The sequence below is a fragment of the Glaciecola sp. 33A genome (genome assembly GCF_002836745.1).
GTDB lineage: Bacteria > Pseudomonadota > Gammaproteobacteria > Enterobacterales > Alteromonadaceae > Glaciecola.
This window is the reverse complement of the sequence record NZ_PJAR01000040.1, coordinates 59,917-75,437: the sequence shown is the minus strand read 5'-3', so window position 1 is coordinate 75,437 and position 15,521 is coordinate 59,917. Positions and strand designations below refer to the sequence as shown.

Sequence of the window (15,521 nt, the reverse complement as noted above, 5' to 3'; positions counted from 1 at the left end):
TTGCGACAAATGCAGTTAACGGAGATTGAATAGAGTGAACACCACCGAAATCATAAACGAAATGCCCCATGCACAAAGAGAACGATTGGCGTTCATCGACTTCTGCCTGCATTTTTTTGGGCATATAACACGCAATGATTTGGTTAATCGTTTTCAAACTGGATTAGCCGCGTGCACTAGAGACTTTGCAGCTTATCGCGAGTTAGCAAGTACCAACTTAGTGCTCGACCATTCGACCAAACAATACTACCGGACCGCTGCATTTGTGGCACTATTTAGATATCAACCAGATATTATTTTGCAATCACTCAGTCGTGGTTTTGGTAATGGTATTTCAAATGCAACGCAGCCATCGGAACAATGCTTTGATGCCGTTCAACTCATCCATCCTGACAGCAGCATTATTGCTGCTTTGATGCGGGGTATTCATAATCAAACAGCATGCGAAGTTGGCTATGTATCGGTTTCTTCAGGTAAATCAGTCAGACTGTTTATTCCGCACACGATGATAAATAATGGGCATCGCTGGCATGTGCGCGGTTACGATTGCAAAAACCAAGGTTTTAGAGATTTTGTGTGTACCCGCTTTACAGATATTATCAGCTCGGATGAAGAAATATTGCCTCATCAACTGGTCAGTGCTGACGTTCAATTCAATCAAATTGTTAACTTAGTCATTGTTCCTCACCCAAGTATTGAGAATCCTCTGGCTATCGAGATGGACTTTGCAATGCACGAAGGTAAAAAGATAATGACAACAAGAGCCGCTCTTGCTGCTTACATATTAAGGCAGTGGCAAGTAGATTGCTCTGAAGGACATCGAATTAGAGGACAAGGATGTCAGCTTGCACTTGAGAACATCGATGTCCTGCAGCGTATTGAAAATCCGACGTTGGCTCCTGGCTATTCAATTTAAATTAAGTAAATACATGACCGCAAATTCAGCCAAATAACGAGTTTATTTTAATAACCTTGTACTTTTTTGGAACTTTACTTAAACAATTTGGGTCTCTATAAATTATAAACTCGCATTCACTTCCCAAAGGTAGGAATTATGTCTGAACTACATCAATTAGATACTAGACAACATCAACTCCACAACGAAGCTTTGATCAAGTTAACTGTTTTGCTGTATCAAATTGACGGTAAAGTAACGTTGACTGAGCAAGATTACTTTGATGAACTTCTAGAGAGTATGCCTTGGCATAGTGGGATTTCAAAACAAGCTTATGTTAACGATGTTATTCATCAAGCTCGCGAAGCCATTGACGATATGGCGGCTCACGACTATGTCCGTTCATTATCTGATGAGTTAAACATAGATGCAGCACGTTCGTTGGAAGTGGCAATGGCAATCACTAAAATAGACGGTGAACGCAGCGAACGAGAAGTTGAGTTACTTGCATTATTGGCTAACAGAGTGCTGGCCAAAGGTCTGGTTACGTAAATATTTAATAGTTTTAAAGTAGCCCATCATGAGCTCATACGTTAACCTTCAAGACCAAACCAGTCTGATTCATGTACTCTAAGCTCTCAGGTTACGCACCAAGGCTTTGTAACGAGTCGTCTCAACCCGTTCAAGAATACTTTCTCTGAAGTCCCAACCAAAGCTGCGTTTATCAACCGTTGGACCGGGAACACTCTGGACTCGTTTAAATACGGCTGCATGAAAGAGCGAAAAGCAGCGTTCCAAGTCTTCGAGCCACGCTTGTGATGTCGGAAAAAGCATATTAAGCCTGCCCTTTGACAGTTGCAGCTTTTGTTCCAACGAACCGTTTAAATACTGCTCAACAAACCATTCAGCGCTATACCTAAACGCGACCACTGCTCGCACCATCTGATCGTGATAACCATTTTGCCTTAAGTTTCCATAGTCAAAAGGATCACTGCGTGCACCGCTTCCTGCCTCTGCCAACTCATCCATTGGAGGACGGTCTATAATAGACTGAAGGATAACTTCGCGACCATACACTTCACGGTTTAGGTAGTCACCTAGGCGATAAACGTCTTGCTTAAGGCAGTTCATCCACGGTGAGAACGTGCCTCTCATATCACCATTTAGCGTACCATAGCCAAACGCAATTTCAGTCCAATTGGCATTACAAGTGAAAAAACCATCGGCCTGTGAAGCTAACGCCGAGAGCACATTCATTCGCGCTACAGCCTGAGCAGTTTTGTGCTGACTGGTACCCACTTTAATATCAGTCAACACACAAGTAGCGTCAACAATGGTGTCAATAGGCACAACTCGGTACTCAACATTAAGACGACGACACATTTGGGCAGCATCATCTTTCGTTTCAGCTGCATTATAGTGTTTATACGGCATGTTTACTCCCAGCACTTTATTCGCCCCCATTAAGTGAGCAAAGAATGCGACAGACAAAGCTGAATCCATGCCGCCACTAACCCCAATAATCACTTTTTCTTGTGCGCTCGTTGGCAAGGTCGCAAGAAAGCCCGTACTTGCGACTTCAATGGCTTTAAACATTTGTGCAATATCAGATGGGTCGTGACGAGTAAGCGAAGCGCGCTGACTATCAAGCGCAGCGACGTTTGTTTCATGCTGATAATTATTGGCAAGTGCAACGACTTCCCCAATCGGGTTATAGATAGTCGAAGCGCCATCAAAAGAGATAAAATTTTTGCCATTGTTTTGGCAGCCAACGTTGTTTACGTACACAAACCATAAACCCGTTTGCTGACAGATATTAGCGATCACTTGATCACGTTTCGCATTCTTACGCCAGCTCCAATTGGAACAAGATAGGTTTATTAGTACTTCAGCACCGTTTTGCTTGAGTGTTCGAGCTGGTTTTTGAGCGTAATCAATATCCCACATATCTTCACAAAGCATGACGCCTAGGCTATACACAGTACCGTGGATAGTAACCAGAAATGGTTGTTGCAGCTCAGACAACGGTGCAATCCGTTCTGCTGCTAACTTTCGTAAGTCATAAAAATGCCGAGAATCATCAAAGATTCGATAGTTTGGCATCAGCGATTTAACGGCAAATCGAAGGCTTTTGTTTGCATTCCAAACCAGTTCTCCGGCTTGCACAACAAATGCAGCGTTATACTTACGAATGCGACCGTCTTCACCTACAATGCCGTCGCTATCACAAGCAATTCCGCCGTATAAAAGTACCGCATCTATTGATGTAGATTCTGCGATAATAAATTGTGAAGCTTTGATCATTTCCGCAACGAAAGTATCATCTTCATACCTGTCACCGCTGACATACTGACTAAGCATCATTTCTGAGCCAACTACCACGTCAGCGCCTTCCGCGACGGCTTCCCTGACCTTAGAAAGAAAATTTATTGCATTTTCCATGGGATCATTTGCGATAGCCATTTGAACCATGGCAATGCTCAGACGCTTCATTTTTTGTTGATAATTCATGCTGTCTTTCCTTAATTAACAACAACGGCTAGGCACCCAGAGCAAACAGACAAAAGCGCTAATAAGAGTGAACTCTCGGTAGCATTGAGAATGATTTTATTCGTTAAATAATGCCGAAAATGACTCACTCATAAAATTAAGCGAAAGTAGCGTTTCCATTAAGACCTGTTCCTCTGAATTAAAAAATGAAAATGAGCCTTATATTTTGGTAAATATCATGACGTGCTGCTGCGGCAAATAGTCGTCGGTACGTAACCATTTCAAGCCGACCGCGCTCATTTCTTTTTTAGCTTGTAGTTGTGTCATTTTATGTAGACGCTTGATCGGAACACTACTGTCCTCACCGCGGTATTCAACCAGTATCACCCGGCCGCCCTGCTTTAAGCCTTTAACTACTCCAGCCATCACCTCGCGCGGATACGAAAACTCATGGTAAGCATCGACCAGTAACACCACGTCAACACTTGCATCTGGAATATTAGGAGAGCGTTCACTGGCCAGTATGACATCAATATTTTCAACTCCGTCGGCTGATTTTCGCTGCTCGATGAGTTTGAGCATTTCAGGCGCTATATCGACGGCCAGTACTCTGCCCGCTGTTAATTGCAAAGCCATAGGGAAACTAAAGTAACCGGTACCAGCGCCTAGGTCGACGACATAATCTGTCGCCTTTAAAGATAAGTTTTGGAGTAACAAATCAGTGCCCTCCTCGCGCTCGCGTTTGGGACGCTCGAGCCAACCAGCACCAAGATGCCCCATAACATGGGATATTTCTCGGCCCATATAAAATTTACCGATACCATCGCGACTAGGCTCACCTATTTGGTAATAGGGTTCATTGTTATTAATATCTGCTTGGATTTGAGTGGGTGCCAGAACCAATGTCAGAGTGATAAGAATGTTAATGAACATAAAAGTACCTTAAATTTTAAGCCTGTTTCATCACGTTCAGTTTTGCTCTTTATCGTGATGATAATAAGGATATTTTACGCAGGGCTGGAGCCTAGAGATCAGTTTGCTGATGACTTACTTACCTTTCTTTTAGCACTAAATTACTATTCTGATCCACACGCAAAATTTTAGGAACGACCATGTTATAGAACCGCATCGATGGAAACAAAACCCAGTGCACAAGCTTGCCGATGCCCGGCCAAAAATCTCAACTCGCGCTGTTTTACTTTCAATGTTAATAGCAAATATTCATTATGCTGAAATATAATAAGAATACCCAAAAAATCCGGATCATCTGTACAAACCTTTCAGTGTCTGTATTCTCTGAAATCATGCCAGCTCTAATGACCAGCGGGATTGTCAGCACCATTATCGCCATTAAAGCGCCAGTGCCCGCAACTATGTACATATTATTGGCGTAATAACGACCAAATTTAACGTGATTAAGTTTACCTTTTTGAGTAAATATAGGCACCCCAAAAAAATTAATGCCGCTGTTCCAAATAAAATGTGTAGGATAAGCTGAAGTGAATGTATGACATAGCAAAACCCCAAGTTGTGTAGACCATTTTGGTCATTAACGATGTCAATGGGGCTTTTGTATTTTCTGGGAATGAATGAAATGAGTGCCACAAGTCATCACTTAAAAAGTGACTTTTGGCCTATCGCACTTCAATATATCTGACTGATATGCTCAACAACAGAAAAGCGCCGACATAACTCAAATTAATAACGCATGGAAATTGGTTATATGGAAAGTCAGATTAACAATGAATCAATAGCTGCGTTTTATCGCAGACTCAAAGCAAACATCAGCATAGAGCGTGCTTCTGCTATTTTTACGTGGTTATTGGTTAGTGCAGCCTCCCTTTATTCTATGTTGATGTGGACGTCAATTTCAAATACTCAAGTGGCTTTAGCTGCTGTTTTGTTTCTTAGTTATTTATTCTTTTGGTTACTACTTTGTCGAAAAACTGAATACAAAAATGCAACCAGCGTACGACTTTTTTTGCTCGTCACTACGTTCATTATTGTCATCGCTGTTTATTTTGTTGTTCCCTTTGTTTATACCGCTATATTGATGGTTGTTTGGAGCGCCATCCTTCCCAACTTCATGAAGATAAAGACGGCATTCATACTCTCGCCAATTTGGTCCTTAACACTTTATTTAGTTTATGGTTTATATTGGGATTTCGTTGGTATGGGTGTTACCGCAATGCTGTTTTGGACCTTTAATCTATTTGCATTAGTCATGGTAGCCAGCACTATTAAAGCCAAAGAGAGCCGTGAAAAAGTCGAGATGATTAACTTGGAGCTAATATCAACTCAGCAACTTTTAGGGCAAGCCGCCGAACAAGCTGAGCGAGTGCGTATTGCCAGAAACATACACGATCTGCTTGGTCATCATCTCACTGCGTTAACAATTAACCTGCAAGTTGCCGGGCGCCAGCTTGAGAAATTGAATGTTGGTTTATCGGATGAATCAAGCAAAAAAGCAATAAAAGACTCTATCGAGCAATGCCACAGTTTGTCTAAGCTGCTGTTGAGTGATGTTCGTGAGGCGGTATCCGATATTCGCATGAAGTCTAACCTAAATATTAAACAAGCAATAATCGCAATGACTGAGCGCTTGCCAAATATCAATGTGAGCCTTGATTATCCCGGCGACATCACCATTACTGATGTTAATACGGCAGATGTTCTGACCCGGTGTATTCAAGAAAGTATGACCAACGCATTAAAACACAGTCATGCTAAAAATGTGCATATTGCTTTTTTACAAACCGAAGGGCTGTTGACATTATCGATTGAAGCAGCACTTTCGAAGCAACAAAAAAAATCAAAAACAACCGACATCAAGCCGAATTTTATACTTGGAAATGGACTGAAAGGAATGCAAGAACGACTCAAACAGATAAAAGGAAGCGTGGTTTTCACCTTAAATAATGCGGCGTTTATAACCGACATTAAGGTGCCGGTTCTCGATCATGATTAATGTATTATTGGTGGATGACCAAACCCTAGTTAGACAAGGTATAAACAGTCTTTTGGGGTTGTCAGATAGCGTAAAGGTAGTAGCACAAGCAAACGATGGACTGCACGCGATTGCTGTGATCCAGGATCAAGAAGTCAAAATAGACATTATTTTGATGGATATTAGAATGCCCAACTTAGATGGTATTCAAACACTCTTAAAACTAAATGAACTTTGTATTAAAATCCCAGTAATAATGTTGACTACCTTCGATGATCACGAATCGGTTATCAAGGCGATTAAAGCGGGTGCAAAAGGCTATTTATTAAAAGACGTTTCACTGGAAACATTAGTTGAGGCTATTAAGACCGTCGATGCAGGCAAAACCCTAATACAACCCGCAATCACCGAACGACTTATTCAAGGACTACAAGGCATTAAAGGTGATTTTGAATCTAGCGAAATACCCGAGCCTTTATCGCAGCGTGAAACTGAGATTTTGCGCTTAATGGCCTCCGGTTGTAGCAATAGAGAAATGGCAGAAAGCCTTTTTAAATCGGAAGGTACGATCAAAAACCAAGTTTCAAGTATCCTAGCAAAATTAGGTGTCCGTGACCGCACGCGAGCAGTGCTAAAAGCAATAGAGTTAGGTCTAATTTGAGTATTATCAGTTGAGTGGCGCATTAAAAACAATTTTATTTTTTGCTGCTATGCTGGCAGGGCTAACTTGGTTTTTCTCTACTATGCTCGGGCCCGATATTAGTGGTGTTAAACGCTTAAATAGCGGCGTTATTCAATACTTTGGTCCTATCGATATGCAGCGGGTTGAAAAATTTAAGCGACTATATCGACCCGGCGACCGCTTGTTGGTAAACAGCAATGGTGGCAGTCTTTATGCGGGTATCGACATGGGTAACTTCATTCATGAAAACCGGATGACCGTGGAGGTGGCCAACCTGTGTATTTCTAGCTGCGCCAATTATGTATTTTTAGCCGGTGAAACTAAAATTCTCAACAAAAATTCCCTCGTTATCTTCCATGGCGGTCCTCGACAAGCTAATTTCCTATCATTAATGGAGCAAGCCGACGCTTCTAACGCTGAACCAGGAACCACTTTTGGAAGAGCCGATTATGAAGGTGTGGTAACTATTGAATCTGCATCAGCGCAGCGTGAGGCAATAGCCTTAAATTATGGAAGCCGCTGTGCAATTGGCCAAGTTCTAAATATGAATGGTGACTGCCAGACCATCACCGCCCAACAGCGACTCCAATTTTTAATTGATTTGGAAGACCAGTTATATACCAATGTTAATGCAAATATGGATAGGGATATTCCTTACCTAGGGCAAGTCGGTGATTACGAGCAGGTGTATCTTGCGTATAAGTATTACGGCTTTTTTTATAGTATAGAGAGTCTTAAAAAGCTCAATGTATCAAACGTCTATACGAAAGACGGCGACTGGTCACCTGTAAGTAATCCCCTGTATAACAAAGTCTATGAAGTTGTGGTTACAGACTAACGTGATGTTACTGATAGGTTTGATGGATCACAAAACAATAGACGATACAGAAATAGTCGCTGATGTTACCTCGCTTTTTATGTAGAGCACGCTTGTAATAGAGGCTTAGAGGGCTTAATGTTAAATTATCTAATTGTTCTTGTCACCATCGCCGTTGGTGCGTTGTTACTTTACCCTAAACTAGCTAAAGCCATTCTCTGGCGCGCCACTATTACACCATTGGCTTCCATTATTGGCAGTGGCTTTTTGGTACTGGGTCCGATCCTAATATCTTCCTTCGGCCAACATGCACCGCTTGTCATGATTGTATTATGCGTGATTGCTTACCTTTTTGGCTCTACTATCCGCTTTAATATTGCGCGCCTTGAGGAATGCAGCGGTGTTCGAAGTTCTCTCGAGGACCGTCTTGAAACCGCTTCGTCTTGGATCCTTGCATTCGCCTATATTATTTCGGTCGCTTATTATCTAAACCTACTTGGGGCGTTTGCAGTCAGCCTGACACCATTAAACGATGCGTTCAGTGCGCAGCTGCTCACAAGTGCTGTCTTTGTGGTGATTCTGGTCGTTGGATGGACGCAGGGATTCCAAGCGCTGGAGCATATGGAGCAGATCACGGTCACAATTAAGCTCGCTATCATCGCCGGGCTTTTATGTGGTCTTGGCTGGTTTTTTATTGACAAAGCTGCAGCCCATGAACTGATAATTGAACCTGCAACAGTCTCAGGGTGGCAAGCAGTTGCTTTGATCGCAGGCTTGCTTGTGACGGTGCAAGGGTTTGAAACATCCCGATATTTGGGGGATGAATACCAAGCCCAAACCAGAATTCAGTCTATGCGATTAGCGCAATGGATCTCAACTGCTATCTATTTAGTCTATATTGTTTTTTTAAGCTACGTATTCGCCCCTGAAAATTTACAGCTAAGTGAAACTGCGATTATCGATCTGATGGCGATCGTTGCCCCAGTATTGCCGCTACTCTTGATTGTGGCTGCAATTAGCGCCCAATTCAGTGCAGCAGTCGCAGATACAGGCGGTTCAGGTGGTCTAATTGCCGAACTTACCAAGGGACGGATCTCACCAAGAGCAGGGTACAGCGCACTCGTGGGCATCGGATTAATTCTGACATGGGCAATGAGCGTGTTCGAAATTATCAGCTATGCATCACGTGCGTTCGCATTCTACTATGCATTACAGGCGTTCATTGCAGCCAAGGGAAGTTGGTCACAATCGGGCTGGTCATTTAAAGTAAGCGGATCCGCGACCCTAGGCATTCTAGGGCTGGCAATTATTGTATTCGGGACACCTGTCGAGTAGACTTTAGGCCCTGATCGGTGGATCAGTCTGCGAAGCGTTTGCAGAGCTTCATAAACACAAAGAGGTAAGTTAAATGGAATCACGCTCAACATTTTTTATGACGCTATGTATAGTCACCGCGTCGCTAATACTTATGCCTAATGCAATGGCAAAAGAAGATACTTTAGCCGCTGCTTATGCACAGCCAGATCAAGAACTGATGGTTGCGGTTGAAGGGGGCAAAGTATACGTTCGAGTGAATGGGATCATTAGTAAAAAAACAATACCGGCGGTTTTCATTCACGGTGGTCCAGGGGGAACACATAACTCTTTTGCGGGCATATTGAATCTTGCAGATGAACGCCCAATAATTCTTTATGATCAACTGGATAGTGGTAAGTCTGAGCAACCAAACGATCCTGCAAATTGGCGCGTTGAACGGTTTGTTGAAGAGCTCGAAGCAGTCAGACTGAAACTTGGAGCAGAACGTTGGCACTTAGTCGGCCACAGCTGGGGATCAGCAATCGCCCTAGAATATACTGCTCGTTATCCGCAACATGTTGCGTCTACGGTTCTTGGCGGTACTTTCATTTCTACGCCGCATTGGATCACGGACGCCAACTTACTGGTCCAAAAGGCAGCCAAAAAAGTTAAATTAACGCTTGGCGCTTGTGAAACAAAAACACCGCCACCAGACAGCGAATGTGACAAAGCGTACACAGCGCTATATTCCCAATTTTATGCAGCCGTAGCCCCGAGCAAAGAGGCTGTCGCATATGCCGCTCAAATTGGCGGCAATGGCTTCAATCCTGTAATCTATAATGCAATGTGGGGACCCAGTGAATTTACATCAACAGGCTCACTTAAGACTTACGATGCGGTGCAGCTTTTACAGCGGATCGACGGCAAGCAAACGATGTTTCTAGTAGGACAGTACGACTCTGCTCGTATCGACACGGTTCAAGATTATGTGACGCTAACTCCTGGAGCGGAACTCGGTGTTGTGCCTGGGGCTGCTCATGGTTTCTTTCGTGACCGTCCAATAGCAACCGAGGCAATTCTGCGCGGTTGGTTTAAGCGTAATGACCCATCTAAGAAAATTGGCCCCGAATAAAGATCTATGCATTAAATAAGCAATTGAACATTTCATTCGATGAGATGTTCACTTTTATTAGCAGCGTATCGTAAAACTTACATTTTTGCTGTTATTAAATGTTTACACTAGGAGTGCAAGCGAACGTGCGTGTGGGAACTAGATCCCTCATATTTGATTACAAAAAACCGCACCCTATACCACCTAAAGCCTAATTCTATTTGTCATCATCGCGTTTCAGAAATCAGGCTATATACCCTATGCGCAACCAAATCGATGTCTGTTGAATAGATCGGGTGCATCGTTTATTCTTAGTCTTGTGTTTAATTATCAACGAGTGTATATAGTTTTATGAGAAAACAGATACTGTTAACAACAGGCATAGCCGCCTTAATTGGTCTAAGCGGCTGCGATACGCAAAATGCCCCAAAGGATGCGACTTCTCCAACTGCGGTTACACAAACTATCGCCTTACCTGCTGGCATTAACAAACTCGCTACTGTGACTAAAACAGAGGGTGAAATAGTTATTCCTTTCAACAAATATGTACTCGACAATGGCCTGACTATTGTATTACATCCCGATAACTCAGACCCATTGGTGCACGTAGACATTACTTACCATGTGGGTTCTGGTCGCGAAGAGCCTGGCAAGTCAGGTTTTGCCCACTTTTTCGAACACATGATGTTTCAAGGCTCGGAGAATGTTGCGGATGAGCAACATTTTGGGTTGATCACCGAATCAGGTGGCACACTGAATGGCTCTACGAACACGGACCGGACTAATTATTATGAAACGGTTCCATCTAATCAACTAGAACGCATGTTGTGGTTAGAGTCGGATCGTATGGGCTTTTTCCTTGATGCCGTTACCAAAGAAAAATTCGAAAATCAGCGTGAAACCGTTAAAAATGAACGCGGTCAAAATTATGATAATCGCCCTTATGGTTTGCTTAGAGAAAGAGTCGGCGAAGCGCTTTACCCTGAGGGACATCCTTATTCTTGGTCCACTATTGGCTATATAGAAGACCTCAATCGTGCAAACCTAAATGATCTGAAAAAATTCTTCTTACGCTGGTATGGTCCAAATAACGCCACTTTAACCATTGGTGGCGACATGGACGAGGCGCAAACTTTAGCTTGGGTCAAAAAGTATTTTGGTGGGATCCCTCGAGGACCTGAGGTGAATAAGCCTGAGTACACTAAGGTAACCCTAGATCAAGACCGTTATATTTCTATGGAAGATAATGTTTCTTTGCCTTTAGTTTATATGGCATTTCCAACAGTGCATGCAAACCATCCTGATGAAGCACCACTTGATGTGCTTATGTCTATTATGGGCAGCGGTAAGACGTCGCTGTTATATAAGAACATGGTAAAAAACGGCAAAGCGGTGCAAGCTAATGCAAGTCATTCCTGCGGCGAGATAGCGTGTCAGTTTTCTCTACTAGCATTGCCTACGCCCGGCAACACGTTAACTGAGTTAGAAACTATTATCCGTGCTTCGCTCGATGAATTCGAAAGCAGGGGTGGCGCAACCGATGATGATTTAGAGCGAGTTAAGGCGGGTATTATATCGGGTATGGTTTACGGACTAGAAAGCGTCGCTGGAAAAGTAAGCCAGCTAGCTGCCTATGAAACCTATCGTTCAAATCCAGATGGTATTAGCGATGATATTACTAGATACGAAAATATTACCAAAGACGATGTGATGCGTGTTTACAAAGCCTATATAAAAGACAAGCATTCTGTTGTTATGAGTATCGTGCCTAAAGGACAGCCAAACAGTATTGTTAAAGCAGATACTTGGCAACGTTATGAAAGAAATATCCCAGAGACCACTGGTGATAATAGCTTAGTATTGCGCCCTGGTGTGTCTGATTTTGATCGTTCTGTAATACCTTCTCCAGGCAAAAACCCGAGTATCAAGGTGCCTGATATATACCGCGTTGAAATCAAAAATGGGGTCAAGGTATTAGGAGCTGTAAATGACGAAGTTCCGACCACAACTATTCAAGTAAGTATTCCGGCTGGCCAGACACGTGAAGCAATAGACAAGCTTGGTTTAGCTTCTTTAACTGCCTCTATGCTGGGAGAAAACACCCTACAGTCGAGTGCTGAAGAGTTATCTAACGAACTGCAAAAACTAGGCTCAAATGTGTACTTTGGTGCAGGTGAGAAATTTACAACGCTTAGAATAAGAACCTTAACGAAAAATCTTGCGCCTACTTTAGCCATTGCTATGGAACAGTTAACGTCACCTAAGTTTGATGAAGCTGACTTTGAGCGTTTAAAGAAACAGCAAATTGAAGGGTTAAAAAACGCTAAAAAGAATGCTAGCCCAATGGCTACAGAAATCTTTAATAAATTGGTTTTTGGCATGGATAATAGTTTTTCTCACTCCAATAATGGAACAATAGCTACTGTAGAAAAACTAACGCTTGCAGACGTAAAGGCTTTTTACAGCTCGAATTATGGGCCAGCGAATGCCGAAGTTATTGTGGTCAGCGACCTAGATAGTGCGGTTATTACCGAACGTTTAGAAGTGCTTAATAATTGGAAAGGTCAATCAAGCCCAGTTTCAGCGGCTAATGCATTTCCTGAGTTAGCAGCCGGTACTCTGTACTTTATTGATAAGCCAGACGCTGCGCAATCGGAAATCCGCATTGGTAAGCGAGCTATGAACTATGACGCTACAGGTGAATATTACCGCGCAGACTTAATGAATTATAACTTAGGCGGGGCTTTCAATAGCCGTATTAACCTTAATCTGCGGGAAGATAAAGGATATACCTATGGTGCACGCTCGTTCTTTAGCGGTAATGATTTCAGAGGAGTATTTAGAGCACAGGCCGGCGTTCGTGCAGATACGACCGCGGATTCTATTTTACAATTTAGAAATGAAATAAACGCATTTAGAGAAGCAGGCATGACAGATCAAGAGCTCGTATTTATGAAAAGTGCTATTGGTCAGCGCGATGCTAGGGCGTACGAAACGCCTAATCAAAAACTAGGTTTCTTATCAGAAATTATGACTTACGGTCTTGATAAGACATTTGTAGATGAGCAAAACGCTATTTTAGCAGATATCGGTAAAGCGGAGCTGAATTTACTCGCGGCTAAACATCTGAAACTTGATGAGATGATTACGGTAGTGGTGGGTGATAAAGCCAAGGTAATGGAAAGCCTTAAACCGATGTTTGACAATATTGTAGAGTTAGATGAAGACGGCAAACCCCTGTAGTTATCGTGCTTAATTATCGCGTTTAATTAAATCAAAGCCACTATTTTTATAAATAGTGGCTTTTTTAATGCGTATACTTTGCTCTGTTCCAAGTTGGTCAACATATCTCTTTAAGTGCTCCCTGACAGTAGCCCAGGATGCTGCAAGGTCTGCAAACCTGCTATTTGCAGATAACGAAATTAACATTATTTTGAGCTGTTGGTTTATTCATATTTGCATTAACAAAGAAGCAGAATTGTTAATTATATTTACTGAGTTTGGTCCAATGCATAAACTTAAAGACAATATAAATCTTCACCTTTGTCTGATTGAGAGGATTTTCAATTTAAAAATCATAAGTTGAAATCGTTGCTCGATAAATTTAGCTTTACTCAGCATCAAAAAACCTAATAGTTGAATAAGCCTTTGCTTTTCAAACTAACTATTTGTTAATCTTTGAGTTAATTACCAAATTCGAGACATATAATATGCGAAAGAAATTCGCTTTCATTACCTCTTTATCTGTATTTGCGTGGTTATTAGTATTAGCGCCTGCTAATGCACAAGAAGCTCCGCCTCAACCGCATAAAAGAATGCTACCGGTCGATACCGAAGTTATAACCAAACATGGTATAAAAATTAATGGTGAGAAAATTTCTTATACCGCTAGCGTCGGTACTCAACCAGTTTGGGATGAAGAAGGTTCGCCTATTGCCTCATTATTCTATACTTATTACGAACGCCAAGATGTTGATAAACGTGAAGCGCGACCGATTGTTTATTCATTTAACGGCGGTCCAGGTTCAGCATCGGTTTGGATGCATATTGCTTACACCGGCCCAAAAGTCCTTAACTTAAGTGACGAAGGTTATCCAATTCAACCTTATGGTATGCAAGACAATCCATACTCTATTTTGGACGTGGCCGATATTGTTTTCATTAATCCTGTTAATACTGGCTATTCTCGAGTCTTACCAAATAAAGACGGTGAAATGCCCTCGCGCGATAATCAAAAACAGCGCTTTTTTGGTGTAAATGCCGATATAAAATACTTAGCAGAGTGGATGAACACCTTCACCTCACGTAAAAATCGCTGGCAGTCACCCAAGTATTTAATTGGTGAAAGTTATGGCACAACGCGTGTTTCAGGCCTTGCGCTCGAATTACAAAACAATCAGTGGATGTATTTAAATGGAGTTATTTTAGTCTCCCCTACCGATATTGGACTTGACCGCGACGGTCCCGTAAAACAGGCTAATCGATTACCTTATTTTGCCGCGGCAGCTTGGTACCATGGTGTCTTACCTCAAGAGTTGCAACGTAAAGATCTGGAAGAAATACTACCAGAAGTGGAAGCCTTTGCACTTGATCAATACCTTCCTGCGTTAGCGAAAGGAGCGATGTTAACTGGTGATGCGCGGGATAAAATGGCTGAACGTATTGCTCATTTCTCAGGCCTTTCTATACAAGCGGTGCTTGATAATAACTTGGCACCCAGTACAAGCTTTTTTTGGAAAGAATTACTGCGTGAACAAAATCGCACCATTGGCCGGCTCGATTCGCGCTACTTAGGCATAGACGGGAAACGCTCAGGCGATCGCCCTGATTACAACGCCGAGCTGACCTCTTGGTTGCATTCATTCACACCCGCAATTAACTATTATTTGCGTGAAGAATTAAACTTTGTTACCGATTTAAAATACAATATGTTTGGTCCTGTGCACCCTTGGGATAGAAGTGACAACAATACTGGCAAGCACTTGCGCCAAGCAATGGCGCAAAATCCATACCTAAATGTGCTAATTCAATCAGGCTACTTTGATGGCGCGACCAATTACTTTGACGCTAAGTACAATATGTGGCATGTAGACCCTAGTACTCAAATGAGTGATCGCATTGACTTCAAAGCCTATAGAAGTGGTCATATGATGTATTTACGTCGCGCCGATTTAGAAAACGCGAATAATGATATACGTAAGTTTATTAGTAAGTCTGATTCAAAAGGCCAGCCTGCTCAATACAAATTAAAATAATAGACCACAGCAACAGCTGGTAAGATCT

11 protein-coding genes are annotated in these 15,521 nt (G+C 42.4%); 9 read left to right on the top strand and 2 right to left on the bottom strand.

The features are described 5' to 3' along the window. Window positions 1-34: 34 nt before the first annotated feature. Together CXF81_RS10565 and CXF81_RS10560 are read left to right on the top strand one after the other, a co-directional pair. Window positions 35-916, top strand: a complete 882-nt coding sequence (locus tag CXF81_RS10565; RefSeq protein ID WP_101181327.1) for a WYL domain-containing protein — start codon at window positions 35-37, stop codon at window positions 914-916. Window positions 917-1,054: 138 nt separating this feature from the next. After that, entirely contained in the window at window positions 1,055-1,447 is a 393-nt protein-coding gene (locus CXF81_RS10560) for a TerB family tellurite resistance protein (protein ID WP_101181326.1), read from the top strand. Window positions 1,448-1,525: 78 nt separating this feature from the next. Here the strand turns inward: CXF81_RS10560 and nadE are convergent, their stop codons facing one another. After that, window positions 1,526-3,406, bottom strand: coding sequence for an NAD(+) synthase (gene nadE / locus CXF81_RS10555; RefSeq protein WP_101181325.1), 1,881 nt, complete (start codon window positions 3,404-3,406; stop codon window positions 1,526-1,528). A gap of 198 nt (window positions 3,407-3,604) precedes the next feature. Further along, window positions 3,605-4,318: a class I SAM-dependent methyltransferase gene (locus CXF81_RS10550; protein ID WP_101181324.1), complete on the bottom strand. Its 714-nt coding sequence runs from the start codon at window positions 4,316-4,318 to the stop codon at window positions 3,605-3,607. A gap of 790 nt (window positions 4,319-5,108) precedes the next feature. Here CXF81_RS10550 and CXF81_RS10540 point away from each other — a divergent pair. The 7 genes from CXF81_RS10540 (at window position 5,109) to CXF81_RS10510 (ending at window position 15,493) form a co-directional block, all read left to right on the top strand. Next, window positions 5,109-6,353: a histidine kinase gene (locus tag CXF81_RS10540; protein WP_157825550.1), complete on the top strand. Its 1,245-nt coding sequence runs from the start codon at window positions 5,109-5,111 to the stop codon at window positions 6,351-6,353. Next, window positions 6,346-6,993 carry a response regulator transcription factor gene (locus tag CXF81_RS10535; RefSeq protein ID WP_101181321.1) on the top strand — a complete coding sequence of 216 codons (648 nt, stop codon included), beginning with the start codon at window positions 6,346-6,348 and terminating at the stop codon, window positions 6,991-6,993. The genes CXF81_RS10540 and CXF81_RS10535 overlap by 8 nt, the downstream gene beginning before the upstream one ends. A 10-nt stretch (window positions 6,994-7,003) precedes the next feature. Then, complete coding sequence (locus CXF81_RS10530; protein WP_101181320.1) at window positions 7,004-7,852, top strand: hypothetical protein; 849 nt, start codon at window positions 7,004-7,006, stop codon at window positions 7,850-7,852. Window positions 7,853-7,969: 117 nt separating this feature from the next. Next, a complete protein-coding gene (locus CXF81_RS10525; protein WP_101181319.1) occupies window positions 7,970-9,166 on the top strand; it encodes a hypothetical protein in 1,197 nt (398 codons plus the stop codon). Between the two features lie 73 nt (window positions 9,167-9,239). Continuing rightward, a complete protein-coding gene (locus CXF81_RS10520) occupies window positions 9,240-10,259 on the top strand; it encodes a proline iminopeptidase-family hydrolase (protein WP_101181318.1) in 1,020 nt (339 codons plus the stop codon). Between the two features lie 330 nt (window positions 10,260-10,589). Continuing rightward, the gene (locus tag CXF81_RS10515; RefSeq protein WP_101181317.1) at window positions 10,590-13,481 is read left to right on the top strand and encodes a pitrilysin family protein; all 2,892 of its coding nucleotides are present in this window, start codon (window positions 10,590-10,592) and stop codon (window positions 13,479-13,481) included. A gap of 467 nt (window positions 13,482-13,948) precedes the next feature. Further along, window positions 13,949-15,493 (top strand): S10 family peptidase, encoded by a 1,545-nt coding sequence (locus CXF81_RS10510; RefSeq protein ID WP_101181316.1) that lies wholly within the window; start codon window positions 13,949-13,951, stop codon window positions 15,491-15,493. The last annotated feature ends 28 nt before the right edge of the window (window positions 15,494-15,521 follow it).